We start from the raw sequence: 20,916 nt of genomic DNA, 5'->3' as shown, positions 1-20,916 counted from the left end.
GGGAAGACAAGCCCGAGGCACGCTGCCCCTGAATTTACCGGAAGTTAACAATAGCGGTTAAGCAAAGCCCTGAACTTCCGCAAATTTAACTCGCCCCTTTCGGCGCCTAAATTTAACTCATCAGGTAACTCTTATGCAGTTTCCAGAAAAACACCCTAACTTTAAGGGTGTTTTTCTTTTTTGCCGCACCCCCAGATGTAGCTTTTACCCAGAAAAACCGTAAGGGAGACAGTATGAGTAAACTGAAACAGTTTCTGCTGGACGCAGAGACCAAAGCATTTGACCAAAGCCACCGTGCCACCATCAAGTTCAACATCGGCAAGTATAATGCCGCTGTGCAGCGTGGCCTCACCCAATACTCCGATCATGAACTGGCCCGCGAGCGCGGCTCCTTTATAAAGACAAACACCATCAACAACCTGGATAAGTACCTGATGGAGTTTGAGGCTAATTTTACAGCGCGTGGCGGAAAGGTGATCTGGGCACGCGATGCCAAAGAAGCCCTGAAAGAAATTGGGGAGATCATGAAGCGCAAACGTGCCCGCTCGGTTGTCAAGTCTAAATCGATGAGCACCGAGGAGATACACCTGAACGACTACCTGGAGAAGAACGGCATCGAGACCGTAGAAACTGACCTGGGCGAGTACATTGTGCAGCTGGCCGAGCAACGCCCGTATCACATCGTTACCCCGGCCATGCACATGTCTAAAAAAGACATAGCCGACTTGTTTGTGCGGAAACTGGGCATTGCCCCCACTGATAACGCCGAAGAACTGGTAGGCATTGCCCGCAAGCTGCTGCGCGATAAGTACACCGCCGCCGAGGTGGGTATAACAGGGGGCAACTTCCTGATAGCCGACATTGGCGGGATAGCCGTTACAGAAAACGAGGGAAACGCGAGGCTCTCCACCACCTTCCCCAAAACACACATCGCTATTGTCGGCATCGAGAAGATGATCCCGTCTGTTATGGACCTGGACCTGTTCTGGCCCTTGCTGAGCACCAGCGGAACCGGCCAGAACGTGACTGTTTACAACACCATCATGACGGGGCCGCGGCAGCCTAAAGAGCACGACGGGCCGGATGAGATGTATGTGATCTTGCTCGACAACGGCCGCACCGACTTGCTGGCGCTGCCCGAAAAACGCGAGGCGCTGAACTGTATCCGTTGCGGCGCCTGCTTAAACGTGTGCCCCGTGTACAAAAACATCGGGGGCCATACCTACGAGAGCACGTACAGCGGGCCGATTGGCTCGGTAATCACGCCTCACCTTAGTGGCATGGCCGAGAACAAGCACCTGAGCTTTGCCAGTTCCCTTTGTGGTGCCTGTACCTCTGTTTGCCCTGTTAAGATCAATATCCACAACCTGTTGCTGCTTAACCGCAAGCAAAGTGTGGAGCAAGGCCTGGCAGAGGGCAGCGAAACAACCGCTTTTAAGTTTTGGGTGAAGGCCATGAAAAGCCGCAGGTTATTGAACCTGGCACCTGCCGGCATCAAGAACTTTGTGCTAAAGCAGGTGTTAAAAGATACCTGGAGCAAACGCCGCGAGCCGCTCCACGTTCCCAAGAAATCCTTTAACCAGCTCTGGAAGGAGCAACGAGCTTAAGCAAAAAGGCCTGTATCTTAGCGATACAGGCCTTTTTTTATTCTTAACAGCCCTAAAGCCAACTACCTCAACTTCTCAAGCGCTTCCTGTAGCCGCCCTAAGGAGGCTTTGATAGCATCCAGCGATGCGCCACCCACCGATAGCCTGAACCAGTTCAGGTCGCGGCTAGAGCCGAAAGCGGAGAAAGGCACCACGGCCAGCTTTGCCGCATGCAGCACATAAAAGGTAACGTCCTGGCTGGTTTGCAGCACGGTGCCCTCCGGGGTGGTTTTACCCGCCAGGTCGATCTTGGCCGACAGATAAATGGCTCCCATGGGCTCAATGGCATCCACGGCAAAGCCAGCTGCCTTTAACTCCTGAAAGCCCTGGTACAGCACCTCGAGGCTCTCCTGAATTTTGGGTTTGAAGGCATCCATAAAAGCGTCTACCTGGTTGGGCTGTTGCAGAAAACCAGCCATGGCCATCTGCTCGGCCTTCGGGGCCCAGGCACCCACATGGCCCAGTATCGATTTCATTTTATCCATTACCAGAGTAGGTCCAAAGGCATACCCTACCCGCACGCCCGTGGCGGCAAAGCATTTGGAGGTGCCGTCAATATAGATTGTGTATTCCCTAATTTCGGGCCGCAGGCTTACCGGGTCGTAATGCGCGGCGGCACCGAAGGTCAGCATCCAGTAGATCTGATCGTAGAGTACGTACAGCGGCTTTTCTCCTGCCGTGCGGCTGCGGTTCTCCTCCAGTACCAGGTCGCATATCTCCTCCAGGTCTTTTTTGGAGAACATGGTGCCGGTTGGGTTCAGCGGAGAGCAAAGGGCCAGCATGGTAGCGCCTTTCAAATGGGGCTCAACATCGGCCGCTGTGGGCATAAAGTTATTCTCGGGCCGCGTTCTTACCTCTACCGGCGCGGCGCCGGATAAATGGCAGTAATGGTTGTTGTTCCAGGATGGCGTGGGGTACACCACTTTATCGCCCGGATCAATCAGGGCCATGTAGGCCGCGTAGATCAAGGGGCGCGAGCCGCCCGCCACCAGAATGTCATGCTCCGGGTAATCGAGGCCCAAACGCGCTTTTGTAAACTCCACCACCGCCTTCCGCAGCACCGCCACCCCGTTTGCAGGCGGGTAATTGGTATGCCCCTGCTCGTATGCTTTTGTGATGCCCTGCTGTAAAGGTTCGGGTATCGGATAGATTTCAGGGTTAAAATCACCGATGGTCAGGTTACAGATCGGCTTACCCTGCGCTATCATTGCGTTTACCTCGCCGGCCACCTTTATAATTTCGGAGCCGATCAGGTTTTGGGCCATTTTAGAAACAGTCATAGGGAAGGGGCTTTGGTGTATAACAAGTTAAGCATTTACGGGCAGCTGTGCACGGAAGGCTCCTGCAATTAACCCGGGCAGCTGCTTTTAAATAAACAAGGGGCTAAAACCATACATTGCAGACCCGCACAGGATACCTGTAGCACCGGAACCAACCCTAAAGTATAAATCGCCTGTATCAGTTACTGATACAGGCGATTTATACTTTGCCTACCGCGAAAGGTTACCACTTATAGTAGCCGTTCTCCTCGCCGTCGTTTAAAATTTCGGCAGCGGCATCCGGACTGCGGTTAACGTCTTTTAATTTACGCTCTTTCCATACGGCGGCAGACTCTCGTACTACCTCCAGGTGCGCATCAGACTTAATGCGCTCTTCCTCGCGCTTGGCATCAATCTCATAATCGGTGCGGGACGAGAACTTGGCCTCAGCCACGGTCTGTCGGGTATCGTACTGCTTCTGGCGCTCTGCCACACGCTGCATTTCCTGGGTGGTGCGCTCGTGCTCCACTCCTTTCAGAATATCGTCGTAAGGACCTTTGCTGGAGATAAGCTTGGTAAAGATCGGCGCCGTTTCGAGGCAGATAAACAACAGGGTAATAAAGAATACCGGCAGCCAGGGTAGCTTGTCTAAGGCATTGATGCGAGCCATCAGGCCATCATAGTTCGAAAAACTCGCCTGCCCTTCAGCCACGGTGGTATCGTACTGCTGCATCAGGTCGGCGATGCGCTGCTCTTTGAGCAAAATTCTTGCCTGCGCATCGGCCTGCAGTAGTTTCAGCTCCTCATCCACTTTATCATACTGCCGCTTCTTCTCCTCGTAAATAGGGCCTTTGCCTATCTTGCCGGTTCCGCCGGTACCATCCGATTCCGCAGCCACAATTTCATATAACTTGTTTCGCACCTGCAGTTTGGCATCCACTTCCTGGCGGATGGCGGCAATCTCTGACTTTACAGAATCTACCTCGGCGAATTGCTTGCCCACCAGCGCCTTGTGCTCAATGGCCAGTTCTGCCTGCTTCTCCTTAAGTATGGCCTGTATTTCCTTGTCGAATATTTTCAGCTCCAGCGGCTTCGAGATAACCACGGCCAGCACCAGGGCCAGCAAGATCCGGGGCGTTACCTGCAGCAGCTCTTTCCAGAACTTGCCCTCTTTGCGCAGCGTGGAAACAATAAAACGATCGAGGTTAAAGATAACGGCACCCCACAACAGGCCAAAGGCAATGGCCAGAATCGGGGAGTCGAACACGGTGTGCAACGCATAACCACCGGAGATACTGGCCAGCAAACCCGTAAACAGCACCGTAGCGCCTATACCGGCGTACTTTACATGCTCTGATTTAGAGCATTTTTCAAGGATCGTGTCGTCGGCTCCGGCGCACCACCAAAAGAATTTTTTCATGTATTTTTATTCAAAACTGCTCCTACGGAAAGGGCAATACCAGCTGATGAAAGTATAACGTGGCGCAATGGCCAAATCTTGCATCCAAAGGCGCTTAAATCACTCTAATTCAACTCTCTACCCTAGATTTGGCAACGTGCCCCCCTGTTTATTAGTTCAAATCGCTGCCGGGGTTTCCAGTATACTGTCTTAATGCCCTGTGCGCACGTGGTTCAAAAAAGGCAGCGGACTGCATCAGCCCACTGCCTTTTTATACCGCTGTCGCTTTTTAACTTAGGCCTATTCAGCGTCTTCGTCGGGCAAGATCTCCACATCCTGCACCAGCACAAAATTTTCTATTTCACGGGCCCGGGGCGTATTGGCCAGGCCACCCTCCGCTGTTTCCTTGTACTTGCGCTCCATACTCTCGCCTACCTCGCCCAGCGCTGCCACACACTGGTCTACGGGTATAACCGGATCTACGCCAGCAATGGCCAGCTGCGACGAGGAGAAAGCAATAGCTGCCGCACTGGCATTACGCACAATGCAAGGCACCTCCACCAATCCGGCCACCGGGTCGCATACCAGCCCCAGCATGCATTGGATAGTAATGGCTACGGCATTGAACACCTGCGGCACATCGCCGCCCAGGCAATACACAATGGCACCTGCCGCCATGGCCGCCGCACTGCCTGTCTCGGCCTGGCAACCACCCACGGCACCTGCCAACGAGGCGTTCTGCTCTATGATCAGGGCAATGCCGGCTGCCACTAACAAACCCTCGTGTATCCTGCGGTCTTCGAGGCCGTGCAGTTCCTGCAACGTGGTAAGCGTGCCGGGCAAAATACCGGAGGCACCTGCGGTTGGGGCGGCCACCACACGGCCCATGCACGAGTTCACCTCTTTGGCACCCAAGGCGCGCGACACCAGCATCTGGAACTCCGGCGACAGCACCGTAACCGGCGAATTGGCTACCTTTTTAGCACTGTTGTTCACCATGCCCGAGCGCGAGCGCATGTCCTCGGTCAGGCCGGTTTGCACCGCATCCTTCATCACCTCAAAAGCCTTGGCAATGTTTTCCCAGATAAACGCTTCGGTGCGGCCCTTCTGCTCTATCTCGTAAGCTAACACAGGCTGGTAAAGCGGCTCACCTGTTTCGGCGCAATGCTTTTCCCAACTCTTAAAATCAGTGAATAATAATGACATATCGATCTCGGTTTAAACAGTGCCCACAACTGGTAGCAGGCCATGCCTGGTCAGCTGCATTTTCGCATAACCATATGCACCCACTTGCCTAACAAAGATAGCACCAGCAAATGTTCTTTTTCGCAAAAGTATAGTTTGATTTAAATGAACTGTAAATTTTGGAAGGCTTACCTGCAGGCAATGTCAGGAACCGCCAAACCCCACTTTGGCCTGTCTCGTTCAATGAACTAAAAAAGTTTATGAGTGATTTGACCGCTGAAGTAAAACAGAAACTGCTTGATGCCCTCGATACGCTGGAAACACAGGCATCGCGGGTGAAATTTGCTATAAAACAGCGCCTGAACGTGCTGGAACCTGTCACGATCATGCCTTATTATGGGTTTGCCAGCGACAAGTATGTTTTTTTAAAAGGACGCGTGCTGGAAAAGGAGGACATTAAGAACCCCGCCAAGGTAGACCACAAAAGGGAGCAGTGGCTAAACATGTGGAAACGCATGGAATCGGACGAGATACCGGGCGCAAAACTAAAGGCCTGGTACGGAGAGCAAGAGCTAGATATCGAAACAGACCAGGAAGGCTATTTTGAGGTAGAGATCCATGCCGATGCAAACACCCGGTTCGACCCTGCTGTTTCTGAAATCCGGCTGCAACTCCAGGACCAGTATACTGATCATGACGAGAAGGAGGCTAAAGGACACCTGTTTATTCCGGGGAAGGAGGTAGAGTTTGGGGTGATCTCGGATATGGATGATACGGTCATGGTGTCGCATGCCAACCAATTTATGGGCAACCTGCGCCTGATGCTTCAGAAAAACGCCACCGAGCGCAGTCCGTTTCCTGGTATTGCCGCCTTCTTGAAAGCGTTGTTGAAGGGAAAAGATGGCAAAGCCTCTAACCCGATCTTCTTTGTATCGGGCAGCGAATGGAATCTGTATGACCTGCTCATTAGCTTCCTGCAGTCGCATAACATACCGGAAGGGCCCTTGTTACTGCGAGACCACGCCACTACTTTGGATAAGGGGAAGTATGAAACTAGCCAGGCAGCGTACAAAAGCGAGAAAATACGCCATATACTTGATACCTACCCACAGCTCAATTTCATCTGCATTGGCGACAGCGGCCAGCACGACCCGGAAACCTATCAGAAAATTGCAGCAGAGTACCCGGGCCGCATCCTGGGTGTGTACATTCGGGATGTAACCAAACATAAACGCGATGAGGAGGTGCAGGAGTTAGCCCAGAAAGTAGAGCAGGGAGGAACCGAGATGATGCTGGTCGAAGAAACGTTTTCAGCTGCCAAACATGCCGCTAAAATGGGTTGGATCAACACATCGCAACTTTCTGAAATCGAACAGGCCTGTGCCAAAGACAAACAGCAGGACAAAACAGAATAGACATATAGCAACCAATGGGGAAAGACATAAAACGGGTAGCCATGCGCATTCATGGCAAGGTACAAGGCGTTTTTTTCAGGGCCAGCACGCAAGAGAAGGCAAAGGAACTGGGCTTAACGGGTTTTGTACGCAACGAGCAGGATGGCACCGTGTACCTGGAAGCCGAAGGAGAACCCAAGGCCCTGAAAGCGCTGGAGCAGTGGGCGCACCAAGGGCCAAGCCGTGCCCGGGTAACGCACGTAGAGGTGGAGCAGAAGGAGGAATTGGGGGGATTTGACACGTTTGAACAGCGACGGGCAGCCTCTCCGAAAAATTAATCCAGCGTATTGTAATAAGTAAACAGCTGCACCAGGTCCTGTTCATCTTTTAAGCTCAGTTCCTCTTTTTCCATGTAGGCTGCCACCTCTTGCTGGTGTTTTTGTAGGTTTTTAAGCAGCGTTTTCTTGTTGTTTTTAAGCAGTACCAGGTTGCCGGGCACCGTAAAAAAATAACTGGTGGTGGTACTCACGCTTCTTTCTTTGGTTGCTACGGCATGGTTCACCTCGTCCAGAATTTTCTTGCTTGTCCTCCGGAGCAGTTTCGTGTCGCCGTCCACTAGCACCTCAAAGAACTCTTGGGACAGGGTTGTATTTTTATAATCCGGATTTCGCTCAAACTTCCTGTCGCCCATGGTAAAACCCACTACCGGGTCCACAAATTTCTGTACCTTCCCATCCTTATAGGTAAAGTTGAGTTCCTCTGTCACCTGGTCATACATCAGGAAAATGTCTTTATAAACCACACCATTGGCCATTTGTACCGTACCTTTCACCCAATCGGGGTAAAGATAGGGCGACCCTTTTAGTTTGACATATTCCTTTGGCATGATCGGCCTGCCCGTTGCATCTACTACCAACACCTGAGCCTGTACTAACTGAAACAGCCCGCAGGAAATTAGCAGAAAAGCAGTAAACAGTGTTTTTTTCTTAAAATTCATACCGATACGACAGACAAAGTGAAGCAAAAAGAGAGCAGAATTTAAATCACTACCTGAAGATAAGGCCTTTTTTTAAAGTATGCGAATTTACAAAGCATTAAAGTTTAGGCAATTACGCCACCCGAAAGCTGCACCACCACTTCCTCTTTCTCGCCGGTGCTCAGGTCTACTTTAAAAAGCTGGTGGCTGTTGGTGCTGGTTACCCAGAGTTGCCCGTTCAGGAAAAGCAGGTCATTTGGCTCGTGCAAGCCGGCAGTGAGCGTATGCACGCGCCCTCTGGATAGGTCCAGCACTTTTATCTTGCCATTGTAGGTATCAGCAATATATACGTCCTGGTCTATTACTTCCACGCCCACACAGTGCTGCAGCAGGGCATCATCCACGTTGCCGTCCACATCGCCAAAGTTAAAAAGGCCTCTGCCCAGGGGAGTAAGCACCATGCCCGTTTTCAGGTTTATAGTACGAATGGCGCTTGCCTCGGCATCGGCCACGTAGAGCACGTGCGCCTGGTGCGCCATGCCGCTAGGCTGGTTGAATGCCGCCTCCTGCAGTTGCCCGTCCGTTAAGGCTTCGCGGCCGCTGCCGGCAAAGCGGTATAGCTGCTCCGTTTCCAAATCCATGCGCAGGATCTGGTGGTTCCCGGCGCTGGCCACGAACATGCTGTTCTGGTAGATCAGCAAATCCCAGGGGCTGTTGGGGTTCACGGGCTCCTGCAGCCTGTCCTCCCTAAAATAATACTCCAGCTCTCCGGTGCCGGCGGCTGTGCTCACCATGCGATGCTCCAGGTCAATTTTTCGGATGGCATTGTTCTTGGAATCGGCCACATAAAGTATATCGCCGTGCAGCGCCAGGCCGTGGGGCTCGTAAAAAGTGGAATCGGCAAAGCCGCCATTGTTAAAGCCCTGCTCGCCGCTTCCGATCACCTCCAGCACCTGCCCCTGGGTGTTCAGCTTCAAAATGCGGTTGTGGCCGCTGTCGGACAGGTAAATATCGTGCCCGTCGTCGCAGATCAGCTTGGAGGGGAAGTTTAGCATCTGCTCCTGGCTATGCTCCACGTGGAAAACAATGGGCTGTTCGTTTAGCTGCGCTTTGTAATCGTTTGCCAGTTGCTGAATATGGGGCCGTACTGTATCGTATACCCCTTCGCCGGCATGCTGCCCGATCACTTTCCCCATAGGGTCGATCAGCACGATGGTTGGCCAGGCTTTGGCGCCATACTGGTCCCATATCTTAAAATCTGCGTCGTTAACCACCGGGTGCGTAATGCCGAACTTGCGGATGGCCTGCTTGATGGCCTCGCTGCTTTTCTCAGCATCAAACTTAGCAGAGTGCACCCCGATCACGACCAGCACATCGGTAAACTCTTCCTCCAGCCGTTTCAGGTCAGGGATAATGTGCTGGCAGTTGATGCAGCCGAAGGTCCAGAAATCCAACAGCACGATCTTTCCCCGGAAGTCCTTGATAGACCAGGGCCTGTCGGTGTTCAGCCAGCCATGTTCGGTGTTGATTTCCGGTGCGGTAACGCGGCCTGTCAGCATGGTAAGGTATGGTAAATGGTTGTTTTAGTTGGTACAGGTTTGCAAGCATAAATGTTTTTCGTATTTCAGCTAACCATACGTTATAGTTTTGGACCTGTCATTTCAATTTAAACTGGCTGGCACCACGTTTATTTTAGCAACGGGCCATACTTGGGGTAAACCGCAATTTTATTGTAAATTTGTATAAACAACTGCAAGCCATGGCAGAAACCTATACTTCTGATTTCGGTACCATCCTGCTCTACCTGATTGGCGGTGCTTTTTTTGTGGTGATCGGTCTGCTGACCAGCAGGCTGATCCGCCCCAGCAACCCCAACCCGGAAAAGCTCTCTACTTACGAGTCGGGGGAAGAGCCGATTGGCAATGCCTGGATACAGTTTAACCCCCGTTTTTACGTGGTGGCGCTTATTTTTATTGTGTTTGATGTGGAACTGGCGTTTCTGTTTCCGTGGGCAACCGTGTTTGGGCGCCGGGAACTGATAGAGGCCACCAACGGCGCCTGGGGCTGGTTCTCGTTGATCGAGATGTTTGTCTTTATTGGCGTGCTGGTGCTGGGCCTCGCCTATGCGTGGGTTAAGGGGCACCTGGACTGGATCAAGCCGAAACCCATACTTCCGCAGAGTTGCTCCAGCATACCCCTGGATGTGTACCAACGTGTTAACCAACGGCCATACGGCCCCAAAACTGCGCCTACGCAGCCGGAAACAGGCGTAGCTGATGTTTAACTGGCGTTTTATACTTTTGCGTAAGCACTAAAGGGCTGCCTGTTAAATTTCTGCTGCTTAAAAAAATAAGAGCGGGCAGCTCCAAATAATACGATTTACCATTATGGAAGCAAAAACCGGAGAAGGCGGCATTGTGATCACCAAGCTGGATGACCTGCTCAATTGGGCAAGGCTGACCTCGCTGTTCCCGATGGGCTTTGGCATAGCCTGCTGCGCCATCGAAATGATGGGTGCCTATGCTTCGGGCTATGATATGGACCGCTTTGGCATTATACCCAGGGCCTCGCCACGCCAGTCGGATGTGATGATTGTGGCCGGCACGGTAACCTTTAAGATGGCGGACCGCGTGCGGCGTTTGTACGAACAAATGCCGGAGCCGCGCTACGTGATCTCGATGGGTTCCTGCTCCAACTGCGGTGGCCCTTATTGGGAACACGGCTACCATGTGGTTAAAGGCGTTGACAGGGTTATCCCCGTGGATGTATACGTGCCGGGTTGCCCGCCCAGGCCGGAGGCCCTGATCGGCGGATTTTTGAAACTACAGGAAATCATCCGAAAGGAAACGATACGCGCCCCAAGGGCCATACAACAGCTCATGGCGAAGCGGGCAGCGCAAGGCCAGCCTGTAACTGATGCCACAGTTGGTTAACTCAGTCGTTCAGAATTCCATCATTCCTTCATTCAAAATTAAAAAGCCGTGTCGTTCGAGGAGCTAAAAGATTTTATATATCATGCGTTTGGTCCGGAGGCGATCCTGGAGATCAAGGCCGATGGCCTGCAACCCTACCTGCTGCTTCAGACGGAGCTGCTGCCGGCAGTTTGCCTCGAGCTGCACGACAATGAACTGACTTATTTCGATTTTCTTTCCTGCCTGACCGGGATAGACAATGGCCCGGAGGCAGGCACGATGGAAGTAGCCTACAACCTCTATTCCATCCCGCATGATCATCGTCTGATGTTAAAGGTGCAGGTGCCCCGCAACAACTCAGAGGAGCAGCCCATGCCGCAAGTTCCAACCGTAACCCCTATCTGGCGCTCCGCCGACTGGCACGAGCGGGAAGTATTCGACCTGCTGGGCATTTACTTTACCGATCATCCCGACATGCGCCGCATCCTGTGCGCCGCCGACTGGGAGGGCCACCCCCTGCGCAAAGACTACCAAATTCAGGATTACTACCACGGCATCAAAGTACCCTTCGACCAGCACAACGAGCTGAACGGTTTTCAGGGCGAACCCCAGCGCATCATCAACCCCGCAGAAGAGGATTTCCCGGATATGCGCGAAAAGCCGGAGTAGTTCGGCAGGTGTCGCTTACTGGTCTGGTGGTACCGGGTCCAACCACCCCCAACCCCTCCTTTTCTAAGGCGGGGAGTTTTTGTTCCGGAAGCGGTTGCTTATCTCTAGTAGAACGGCAGTTAGGTTTTGGAATATTTCTTTGTTCTCAAATCGAATTACATGTATCCCAAGCTGTTGAAGCGCCTGATCCCGTTCTACATCTGCCTGCTCCGCAATAACATGCTGATGCACTTGCCCATCTAACTCTATAGCCAGGCTCTCTGAAGGGCAATAGAAGTCCAGGATAAAGTTGGCAATGCTGTGTTGTCGCCTAAACTTACGCCCGTATAATTGTGAAGCTTTCAAGTATTTCCATAGTTCCGCCTCTGCAGGCGTTAAACTACTTCTTAGCTCTTTGCGCTTTTCCTTGAGGTACTTTCTGTTATGTATCGCCATGCTGCCAAACCTATAATCTAAGTTCAGTAAACGCAAATAGTTAACATAAGTAAGAAAAACTCCCCGCCTTAGAAAAGGAGGGGTTGGGGGTGGTTGGACCCGGCACCACACATAAAAGGATTAATGCCTGTATCGATCCATGTTCTGAATACTTGCTGGGCGTACCTGGACCCGGTACCACAAAAAAAGGCCGCTGAAATAACTTCCAGCGGCCTTTTTTATACTTTAGCAGATTTGCTTACGCTACGCTTACTGCACGTTCTTGAAAAAGGTGGGGGAGCTTCCGTAGAGCGGCGTTCTTCCGTCCCATTTCTCGATGAACTGCTGCTGAATAAGCATGGGGGTGAGGGTGCGCTGCCGTACTTCGTTTGCCTTTGCCTCTGCCTCGGCTTCCACAATCTTCTTGCGGGCCTGCGCTTCGGCAACTTTCAGCTCGTTCTCTACCTGCATGGCCTGCTGTACGGCTTTGTTTTTCAGGTTTACGGCCTGCACAATTACCTCAGGGTACTGCAAACCACTGGTCATTTGCTCCAGTTCAAATCCTTCTTTGCGCAGGGCGTTATCCAGGGCTATCTGTACTTTGTCCTCGAAGCTCTGGCGGTTCGAGATAATGCTATCGGTGCTGTACTGGTTAAACTGGATCCGGAACGCATCGCGGGTGTAGTTATACAGCGTGGTGGTGGTAATCTGGTCGATGTCTTTTCGGTACTTGGCAAATATCTTCGGGCTCTCGCCTGCCATCACCCTAAACGAAATAGTGGGGTCTACGGTAAACACCGAGCCATCTTTGGCATTCACGGTAAAGGCATTATAATCCACGGTTTGCACAAAGGTCGGGAACTGGAAAACTTCTTCGGTAAAAGGGTTGTACCACACACGCCCCGTTACCAACGACACGTCCTGCACGCCTTTGTCGGTACCGTAAAGCTTTACCAGAATTCCTTCGTGGCCGGCATCAATGCGCGTACACGATTTCATGGCTGTGATAGAGAGAACAAGAATCAAAATAAAAGAAATGCTCCAGGTGAGTATCTGTCGGTTCATGGTTAAGCTTGAAGTTTATTAATAGAAAAGCGAATGACAAAGAAGTTGGCCACTACCAAAACGGCAAGCAACAACAAGCCCATAGCCACCGAAGCATCAGAAGGCTGCCGCACAAAATCGGCTATCTCGGTAAAAGTCAGAATATCGACGAGCAGCAACAGGCCAAGTAAAAGGATGTATTGATATTTCATGGGTTGATAAGTTTGTATGCGGTAAAGTTATACTTTTAAATGCTAATTTAAAGTAATGTCTGAATTGGCGGCCGCTGAGCCTGCGCACCTACTGCCCCTCAGTAAGCATTTAAGATACGGCTATTTAAATTGGCCTACACAGACATCTAAAATCGGTTTTGACTGACCTATTTGCAACCTGACAACACAGATAATACAATTCCTACATGTACCTTAATCTGTTAAGCGACATCGGGTTATTTATTGATCTGGTTTTTTTGAGTGTAACGGACTTGGCTATGCGGCGGCGTAACTGCCGTATAGGTGTGGTTATGCCTTAGTAATTTTTTTAAAACTTATGCGAACATATTCATTTGCCCAGTAGAAACAGGTGCCATTCCCATGACGAAATTGTCCCAAAGTTTTAAAGTTAAGTTGAGATTATACTTTTTATTTAGTGTTTCGAGTTCGTTTTGTAAATTAGTCTTATCAAATTGTTTAGCTAATTTTAGTAGATCAATTCGCATTAAAACATCTTTTGTGAAAGTTCTTTTAGCGTCTGAAAAAGTTATTGATTGTAAAAACTGAACAGTTGTGTCAGAGTTTAACAATATTAATGAGTATATAGCAAACTCAATATTATCAAAGCCTATCAAATAGCAAGTGTCATCAAGCATTACAGGTTTTTTACCTTGTGGAAGAATTAATGTAAAGTGAAAAGTTTTATAAAGCCCTGAAATAGCCACTTTAAAAGGTTTAAAAGAATAGTCGCCAATTCCGAATATTGAAAACAAAGGCTTCCCATTATAGATACTCGATTTTCTATTATCAAAATATGCTTGATGTTGTGTCAAGTATTTATAAGTACTTGGGTAATCTTGTTTAATATAATTTGTTTCCTGCCCGACTTTCTTCTGAGTAACAATCGTATATTTTCGTGGTTTGTCTATAACAGTGTTTTTTAAGTCAGAACTTTTTAGCAAACCATAAACCAGCCCTTCTTCTAATTTTACTTCTTCATTCAATCCATTAATATAGTGTTCATTTACTTTGTCTAATTCCATGATTTTAGAACAATCGTGTTTCAAACCTTGTCTCCAAACAAATGGGCATTCACCGTCTATTTCTTGTGTATGTATGTATTTATCAATGTTTGAGGCATATTTATCGCCAAACCATCCAAATTTTAAGTAAGGAAATTGATTATTGTAAAAATTGCTTTCAGTGCAGATATGAGCTGGATTAGAATTTAACTTACAGTAAAACAGAGCTGCTTCAACTGATACATTAAATTCTTTTTTACTATCAATACAGAGTTTTTCTATTGATGAGATTTTATATTGATTCTGCCTTTGGTCTGAAACAATGTTCTTTATTACAGAATTCTTAACTAACAACATTATTGTGCCTTTCATGTTTTGAAAGGTTTTAATCATCATTAAGGTTATGAATTCAGCAATATCAAAATTGCCTTTACCTGTAATTGCATCTAACCCATTATGATTTTTAAAATTTGTTTTTTTAGGTAAGTTCGTTGAGTCAAGGCTACCTAATTTGGAGTTAGTTACCCAAGGTGGGTTTCCAACCACCAGTACATTTTGAGTTGAGTGCTTTTTCGCAATATCATTAAAGTCAAAGTCAAAGACATTGCAGTGAATGATTGAAGTTTCAGGTTTGTTGGCTGCTGGATTTGTTAAAAAATAATCTAGTATGCTAAATTTTGTTTCCCAAACATAAGGCTTGTAGATTTCAATACCGAAAATGATTTTGATGTCTTTAAAATTCCTTAAAGATGCTATAATAAAATTACCTTTCCCGCAAGTTGGCTCAATTACAATTTCAGGAGAAATATTCTTTGATGAAAGGTATAAAGTTACCTTATTGGCTAAGTTAGAATTTGTTTGAAAATCCCCATACTCCGCCCTATCAGGTTCTTCAACAGTGCTAGTGGTATTTGCAAGTACTTCTCTTAATGATTTTAGTTCTTCATTGTTGACAAAAAAACCTATGATTCTAAAAGCATCATAGATTTTTTTGTTTGCTAATTCAAAAGATGTAATTCTATTCAGGTTTTCATGTAAAAAGTACGACACCTGATTAGTAATATTTGCTTCAAATACTTTCATTACTTTGGCTTATTGTAACTGATAATTTTTTCAATTCCAGGTATATCATCTGTTAGGGCAACTATCCTTTGATAGTCCAATCGCCATTGCAGAGCGTTTGAAATAGTTACATAACCTTGTAAGGGTGGATTTTGTAAAATTTGCTTTGCTAATTTGGATAAGGTTATTTCGTCAGCAGGTATGTTTTTGTCTTGTAGATAAGCGATTATGTCAGCTTCGTTGGCTCCATCATTTACCATTTCTCTTAATCGAAATGTTGTTGTATAGTCTCCTGTTTGCTCTTTGCGAACAAAAGAACAGCTGACAAAATTTAAAATGGCAGTTTGGCTATCTGAATCATCGGTCTTTTTATAAACAAAGACGAGAAGATTATACCCAAGCCCGAAAATTTTTTGTTTGGCATCTTTGAATGGGCAGGAAGATTGGGGCTTTATAAATGATGTTACTTTTATGTCAGTCAATATGTCGTCAGAGGGTAAGTCTATCCCCCTTGCTGATGAACCAATACTAACTTCATATTTTTCGTTTAAGTGTTTTTGGAATTTTTGTTCAATTAAGGTGCCAACAGCCTTTCCATCAGTAACTCCGTAAAGTTCTTTATGCTTAAATGTTGATTCTGCAATACAAAAAAGTTGGGCTTCTTCAACTAATTTGGCAATAGTTAATTTTTCTTTTATTTCCATTTGGTAAAATTACTACTAGCAAGTCTTCTTTCTTAGCTGTATAGGAGCTTTTTAATAATTGACACTTTTATTTAATTCATTAGGCATAACTACTGGCGAGCAGGAGTACCTACTCCTGCTATACACCCAAATCCGGTAGCTAAGCTACACCGAACCAACAAATATACTATATATTACACAATATATATAAAATTTACCAGATTATCCAACTGCAATTTATCTGCTGCTTTAGTGCTCGTTTTTTCCGAACTTTGTCTATCGCTTAACCTTTAAATAGCCCGTTCCCTTGTCCACTATCTACCAAGACTACCTGCTGCAATCGGAGCCGAACAAGTTCAGCCTGGATAACCTGAAGGCTGGTGAGATGATCGTGAACATGGGGCCGCAACACCCCAGCACACACGGGGTACTGCGCCTGGAGGTGATTACAGACGGGGAGATCATTCAAGAAGTAGTGCCGCACATCGGCTACCTGCACCGCTGCTTCGAGAAGCACGCCGAGCACATGGCCTATAACCAGACCATCCCCTACGTAGACCGCATGGACTACCTGGCCGCCATGAACTCAGAGCATGTGTGGTGCATGGGAGTGGAGAAGCTGCTGGGCATTACCGACCAGATCCCGAAACGGGTGGAGTACATCCGCGTATTGGTAGCGGAGCTCAACCGCATTGCCTCTCATTTTGTGGCCATTGGCACTTACGCCATCGACATTGGGGCTTTCACCCCATTTTTGTGGATGCTGCGCGACCGGGAACACATTCAGCGCCTGCTCGAGTGGGCCAGTGGTGCGCGCATGCTGTATAACTACATCTGGGTGGGCGGCTTGTACTATGACCTTCCCATCGGCTTTGAGGCGCGTTGCCGCGAGTTTATCGACTACCTGCTGCCTAAACTGGACGAGATAGACACCATTCTGCTCGAAAACAAGATCTTTATCGCCCGCACGGCCAACGTGGGGGTTTTGCCGCTGGATGTGGCGATCAACTATGGCTGCTCGGGCCCCATGCTGCGCGGCTCCGGCCTGCGCCACGACCTGCGGCGCGTGGATGGCTACAGCGTGTACCCCGAACTGGAGTTTGATGTGCCCATTGGCCAGGGGCTGGCAGGCACAACCGGCGACTGCTATGACCGTAATTACGTACGTGCCCTGGAATGCCGTGAATCGGTTAAGATCATCCGCCAGTGCCTCGACCAGTTAACCGGCGACCACAAACGCACCCCTGATTTTGACCCGCAGGCAGCCTGCCCGAAGAAAATGCGTATGACCGGATCGCAGGAGCTATACTTCCGGGGCGAAACACCACGGGGGGAGCTCGGCTTCTTTTACCGGACCACAGACCGCAGCGATGTGCCGTTCAGGGCAAAGGGAAGAGCGCCAAGCTTTGTGAACCTGTCGGTGTTGCCTGAAATTAGCCGTGGCTGCATGGTAGCCGACCTGATCGCTATCATAGGCTCCATAGACATCGTGCTGGGCGAAGTTGACAGGTAAAAACGCTTAAAAGCATGGTGTCTATGGCACGATTTCTAAGCCCGCGTGGTTTGTAATACATCCTTCACCTCTAAACAAACGATACATTGAAATACCCTAAAATAATTGCCTCCCAATTGCTGTGGATGAGTTTCCTGGCCAGTCCGGTGCTGGCGCAGCAGCCTGGCCCAACACCACCTGATGGCGTGCGCACCGCCGTTCTTTCGGCTACCGCTGCTCCAGCCTTTAGCACCGCTGACTTTACACTGGCCCCAGCCGATACGCTTCCGCAAAAGAGCCTGGTGGTGCTGGAGACCGACACCATCTACCCGGGCCAGAAAAAGCCGTTCACCGAGTCGCAGGTTAACGAAGGCGACAACAAGCGCTTCCTGAAAAGGGCCGTGTTGCCTGCCGCCGCCCTCATCGGCGCCGGCATTTATACCATACAGGGAAATGGCATTTACAGCAGTTTCGATGCCCGCGATGCCCGGAACGAAGGCCTCCCTAACTTCAGCACCAAAACAGACGACTTCATCATGTTTGCCCCTTTGGTGGCCATGTATGGCTTTAACCTGATCTCGTCGCAGAACCGGCACGAGCTGCCCCGCCAAACGGCTTTACTGTTCGCTGCCGGCGGGCTTACCTCGGCCATTGTTTGGCCTACCAAGAAACTCACCAACATTGATCGCCCTAACGGAGATCCCACAGCTTTCCCATCGGGGCACACCGCCTACGCCTTTACCATCGCCACGTTCATGGATAAGGAGTTTCGCCACAAGAGCCCCTGGATCAGTGTAGCCAGTTACAGTGTGGCAGGAGCCACAGGGGTGCTGCGGGTGCTGAACAACGAGCACTGGATGGCCGATGTGCTGGCAGGCGCCGGGGTTGGTATCCTGTCGGTGAACACGGTGTATTGGCTGCACGCCAAGCTGGTAAACAACCAGAAGCTGAAAGATAAAGGACTGAACACCACGCTGGGCCCCACGGTGCTGCCTACCGGCAACGCAGGTTTAGGGATGACCGTGAAGTTTTAAAGCTACCCCCATAAAATAAACCGGATGGCGCTCTCTCTGTTACAGGAGGAAGCGCCATTCTTTTTACCTTTACACCATGCTGCCAAAACTACTGCTCCCGGTTTTATACTTACTGCTTCTCTCCTCTACTACCCTTGCACAGCTACAGCAGGTACAGGGCGTGGTGCGCGATGCCCAAACCCGGGAGAAGCTGGCCTTTGTGAGCATTGCCGCCAACAATGGCGAAACCGGCACCACCACCAACCTGGAGGGGCAGTACCAGTTGCGCCACAACAAGCCTATCCGCAGCCTGCGCTTCAGCTATGTGGGCTACACGCCCCAAATTATTTATCCTGATTCCGCTAAAACGATAGATGTGTACCTGCAATCTGCCTCGGCGCAGCTGCAGGAGGTGATTGTGCGCGGCTCCGGCCAAAACCCGGCGCACCGCATCATCAGGCTGGCCATACAGAACAAGGAGCGGCACCGGCCCGAAAACCTGGCTGCCTATACATACCGCACTTACAACAAGCTTATCCTGACCGCCACCGATGTCCGGGAACTGAACCTGACCGACACCCTGACCCTATCGCCACAGGATTCGGCCTACCTCCGCATGCGCCAGCTCCTCAACAAGCAGCACCTTTTCCTGATGGAGAGCATCACCGACTACGCCTACCTAAAACCGGACAAAACCAAAGAAACCATCCTGGCCACACGCGTGTCGGGGTTGCAGCAGCCCAGCTTTGGCGTGGTGGCCGCCGAAGCCCGCGACTTTTCGGTGTACGAGGAGATGCCCGTGTTCTTTGGCAAGCGCTACCTGAGTCCGCTAAGCCCGGGCAGCACGCGCAAGTATGACTTTGTGCTGCAGGAGGCAAACGTAATTAACCAAGACACTACTTTTGTCATCTCCTTTAAACCCGAGCCCGGCAAGAACTTTGACGGCTTGCAGGGCTTGCTCTACATCAGCAGCAAGGGCTGGGCCGTACAGAACGTGCTGGCCCAGTCGGGGGCCAACGACGACAAGCGCGGCATTAAGCTGCAGCAGCGCTACGAGCAGGTAGGCGCGCAGCAACAGTGGTTCCCCACTGAGCTCGATGTGGAGATCACCATTCCGCAGGTATCTTTAAAAGGGCACCAACCTTACGGGCACCTGCGCACCTACATCACCAACATCAATCTAAACCCGCAATTGCGCAAGTCAGATTTTGGGGTGGTGGCCCTGCAGCAGAAAGCCGATGCCTACCTGCAACCCGACAGCTATTACCAGCAGTTCCGCCCCGACTCGCTCAACGCCCTGGAACAGCGCACCTACCAGCGCTTGGATAGCGTGGGCAAAGCCGACAAGCTGGACCGCACCATCCGGATAATGGAGTACCTGCTCGCGAAACAGGTACCGCTTGGCCCTGTCAGTATAGATATTCCCCGCCTGTTTAAGGTGAGCGCCTTTGAGGGCGTTCGGTTGGGCCTTGGCCTGCACACCAACGCCCTGCTCTCAGAGCGGTTTATACTTGGCGGCTACTGGGGCTATGGCTTTAAAGATGAGGAAACCAAGTATGGCGCCGATGCTGCGCTTATCCTTCACAAGCCATCGGAGCTACAGGTAAAGGCTGTATACTTTGAGGATGTGAGGGAGCCCGGGGGCAGTCGCTTTCCGTTTCAGCAGACAGGTTTACTTAGCGATTACCGGCCGGCCATACTTCCAGGCCTGTCGTATGTGAGGCACAAAAGCATCGCGCTCTCGGGCAGGCCGATGCGCTACCTGCAGGCACAAACGCAGCTGCGGCAGGAGCGGCACCGCGCAACTTTAGGCGCCGTTACCGATGCACCGCCACTTACCTATCATGTAACAGAGGCAGTAGTGGGGCTTCGGTATGCCTACGGCGAACAGTTTATGCGCCAGTTCAACCAGCTCATGCCCATGGCCAACGATTTTCCGGTGCTCTGGCTGCAATATGCCCGCGGGCTAGATGGGGTGCTGCAAGGCGACTACGGGTACAACAAGTATGAGGCAAAACTGCAGGGCAACCTGCGCCACCGTTCCCTGGGCGAAAGCAGCCTGACCCTGGCGGGAGGCCTGGTACAGGGCCAGGCGCCTTTTGTGAGTCTTTTCAACGGCTTCGGCAGCAACAACCCGGATTACCAGGTTTACATTGGCGAGGGCTTTGAAACGATGCGCCCTTATGAGTTCTTCTCTGACCGGTACGCGGCTTTTTTCTTTTCACAGAACTTCGGGAAACGCTTTCTGCGCACCAACTTCTTTAAACCCGACGTGGTGGCTGTTACCAACATTGGTTTCGGCACGCTCCGGCAACCGCTACAAGACATCCCACAAGAGCAGTACCGCACCTTAGAAAAAGGCTTTTACGAGTCCGGCCTGCTGCTGAACAACGTGATCAGCTCCACTTTCTCCGGCATTGGCGTTGGCGCCTTTTACCGTTACGGCCCTTATGCTTTTAATGAAGCCAAGGACAACCTGCGCGTGAAGCTGACATTGACCTTGGCTTTTTAAACCACAACCCCACAACTGTTGT

General features: G+C 50.2%; 19 protein-coding genes. 9 read left to right on the top strand and 10 right to left on the bottom strand.

Features of this window, described 5'->3' with window-relative positions:
- Nucleotides 1-233: 233 nt before the first annotated feature.
- A complete protein-coding gene (locus tag AC4BAN_RS07475) occupies nt 234-1,607 on the top strand; it encodes a LutB/LldF family L-lactate oxidation iron-sulfur protein (protein WP_490563768.1) in 1,374 nt (457 codons plus the stop codon).
- A gap of 62 nt (nt 1,608-1,669) precedes the next feature.
- Here the strand turns inward: AC4BAN_RS07475 and AC4BAN_RS07470 are convergent, their stop codons facing one another.
- The 3 genes from AC4BAN_RS07470 to sdaAA form a co-directional block, all read right to left on the bottom strand.
- A complete protein-coding gene (locus tag AC4BAN_RS07470; RefSeq protein WP_490563767.1) occupies nt 1,670-2,926 on the bottom strand; it encodes a pyridoxal phosphate-dependent aminotransferase in 1,257 nt (418 codons plus the stop codon).
- 223 nt (nt 2,927-3,149) lie between these two features.
- Nucleotides 3,150-4,325 carry a DUF4407 domain-containing protein gene (locus AC4BAN_RS07465; RefSeq protein ID WP_490563766.1) on the bottom strand — a complete coding sequence of 392 codons (1,176 nt, stop codon included), beginning with the start codon at nt 4,323-4,325 and terminating at the stop codon, nt 3,150-3,152.
- Between the two features lie 279 nt (nt 4,326-4,604).
- Nucleotides 4,605-5,510 carry an L-serine ammonia-lyase, iron-sulfur-dependent, subunit alpha gene (gene sdaAA, locus AC4BAN_RS07460; protein ID WP_490563765.1) on the bottom strand — a complete coding sequence of 302 codons (906 nt, stop codon included), beginning with the start codon at nt 5,508-5,510 and terminating at the stop codon, nt 4,605-4,607.
- A 239-nt stretch (nt 5,511-5,749) separates the two neighbouring features.
- On the opposite strand from sdaAA, the gene AC4BAN_RS07455 reads away from it, so the two are divergent.
- Both AC4BAN_RS07455 and AC4BAN_RS07450 read left to right on the top strand, forming a co-directional pair.
- Complete coding sequence (locus AC4BAN_RS07455; RefSeq protein ID WP_490563764.1) at nt 5,750-6,904, top strand: App1 family protein phosphatidate phosphatase; 1,155 nt, start codon at nt 5,750-5,752, stop codon at nt 6,902-6,904.
- A gap of 14 nt (nt 6,905-6,918) precedes the next feature.
- Nucleotides 6,919-7,221: an acylphosphatase gene (locus tag AC4BAN_RS07450; RefSeq protein ID WP_490563763.1), complete on the top strand. Its 303-nt coding sequence runs from the start codon at nt 6,919-6,921 to the stop codon at nt 7,219-7,221.
- Here AC4BAN_RS07450 and AC4BAN_RS07445 read toward each other — a convergent pair.
- Both AC4BAN_RS07445 and AC4BAN_RS07440 read right to left on the bottom strand, forming a co-directional pair.
- Nucleotides 7,218-7,880, bottom strand: a complete 663-nt coding sequence (locus tag AC4BAN_RS07445; RefSeq protein ID WP_490563762.1) for a hypothetical protein — start codon at nt 7,878-7,880, stop codon at nt 7,218-7,220. The two genes, AC4BAN_RS07450 and AC4BAN_RS07445, sit on opposite strands and share 4 nt — an antisense overlap.
- Nucleotides 7,881-7,984: 104 nt before the next feature.
- Nucleotides 7,985-9,418, bottom strand: a complete 1,434-nt coding sequence (locus AC4BAN_RS07440; RefSeq protein ID WP_490563761.1) for a thioredoxin-like domain-containing protein — start codon at nt 9,416-9,418, stop codon at nt 7,985-7,987.
- 200 nt (nt 9,419-9,618) lie between these two features.
- On the opposite strand from AC4BAN_RS07440, the gene AC4BAN_RS07435 reads away from it, so the two are divergent.
- From AC4BAN_RS07435 to AC4BAN_RS07425, 3 genes are all read left to right on the top strand, one after another.
- Nucleotides 9,619-10,143, top strand: coding sequence for an NADH-quinone oxidoreductase subunit A (locus tag AC4BAN_RS07435; RefSeq protein ID WP_490563760.1), 525 nt, complete (start codon nt 9,619-9,621; stop codon nt 10,141-10,143).
- 103 nt (nt 10,144-10,246) lie between these two features.
- The gene (nuoB, locus tag AC4BAN_RS07430) at nt 10,247-10,792 is read left to right on the top strand and encodes an NADH-quinone oxidoreductase subunit NuoB (RefSeq protein WP_490563759.1); all 546 of its coding nucleotides are present in this window, start codon (nt 10,247-10,249) and stop codon (nt 10,790-10,792) included.
- A gap of 48 nt (nt 10,793-10,840) precedes the next feature.
- Nucleotides 10,841-11,440, top strand: coding sequence for an NADH-quinone oxidoreductase subunit C (locus AC4BAN_RS07425; protein WP_490563758.1), 600 nt, complete (start codon nt 10,841-10,843; stop codon nt 11,438-11,440).
- 63 nt (nt 11,441-11,503) lie between these two features.
- On the opposite strand, the gene AC4BAN_RS07420 is transcribed toward AC4BAN_RS07425, so the two are convergent.
- The 5 genes from AC4BAN_RS07420 to AC4BAN_RS07400 form a co-directional block, all read right to left on the bottom strand.
- Nucleotides 11,504-11,875: an endonuclease domain-containing protein gene (locus AC4BAN_RS07420; RefSeq protein ID WP_490563757.1), complete on the bottom strand. Its 372-nt coding sequence runs from the start codon at nt 11,873-11,875 to the stop codon at nt 11,504-11,506.
- A 249-nt stretch (nt 11,876-12,124) separates the two neighbouring features.
- The gene (locus AC4BAN_RS07415) at nt 12,125-12,919 is read right to left on the bottom strand and encodes an SPFH domain-containing protein (RefSeq protein WP_490563756.1); all 795 of its coding nucleotides are present in this window, start codon (nt 12,917-12,919) and stop codon (nt 12,125-12,127) included.
- A 2-nt stretch (nt 12,920-12,921) separates the two neighbouring features.
- Nucleotides 12,922-13,110, bottom strand: coding sequence for a hypothetical protein (locus tag AC4BAN_RS07410; RefSeq protein WP_490563755.1), 189 nt, complete (start codon nt 13,108-13,110; stop codon nt 12,922-12,924).
- A 335-nt stretch (nt 13,111-13,445) separates the two neighbouring features.
- Nucleotides 13,446-15,215, bottom strand: coding sequence for a hypothetical protein (locus AC4BAN_RS07405; protein ID WP_490563754.1), 1,770 nt, complete (start codon nt 15,213-15,215; stop codon nt 13,446-13,448).
- Nucleotides 15,215-15,898 (bottom strand): type II restriction-modification system restriction endonuclease, encoded by a 684-nt coding sequence (locus AC4BAN_RS07400; RefSeq protein ID WP_490563753.1) that lies wholly within the window; start codon nt 15,896-15,898, stop codon nt 15,215-15,217. Before AC4BAN_RS07400 ends, AC4BAN_RS07405 begins: the two co-directional genes overlap by 1 nt.
- A gap of 286 nt (nt 15,899-16,184) precedes the next feature.
- Between AC4BAN_RS07400 and AC4BAN_RS07395 the strand changes: the two genes are divergently transcribed.
- From AC4BAN_RS07395 to AC4BAN_RS07385, 3 genes are all read left to right on the top strand, one after another.
- Nucleotides 16,185-17,390: an NADH-quinone oxidoreductase subunit D gene (locus tag AC4BAN_RS07395; RefSeq protein ID WP_490563752.1), complete on the top strand. Its 1,206-nt coding sequence runs from the start codon at nt 16,185-16,187 to the stop codon at nt 17,388-17,390.
- Between the two features lie 86 nt (nt 17,391-17,476).
- Nucleotides 17,477-18,403, top strand: coding sequence for a phosphatase PAP2 family protein (locus AC4BAN_RS07390; protein WP_490563751.1), 927 nt, complete (start codon nt 17,477-17,479; stop codon nt 18,401-18,403).
- 76 nt (nt 18,404-18,479) lie between these two features.
- On the top strand, nt 18,480-20,894 hold the full coding sequence (locus AC4BAN_RS07385) for a DUF5686 and carboxypeptidase-like regulatory domain-containing protein (RefSeq protein ID WP_490563750.1): 2,415 nt from the start codon (nt 18,480-18,482) through the stop codon (nt 20,892-20,894).
- Nucleotides 20,895-20,916: the final 22 nt, after the last annotated feature.

This window comes from Pontibacter sp. GD13, assembly GCF_058216355.1.
This window is presented reverse-complemented; position numbering and strand designations above follow the sequence as displayed.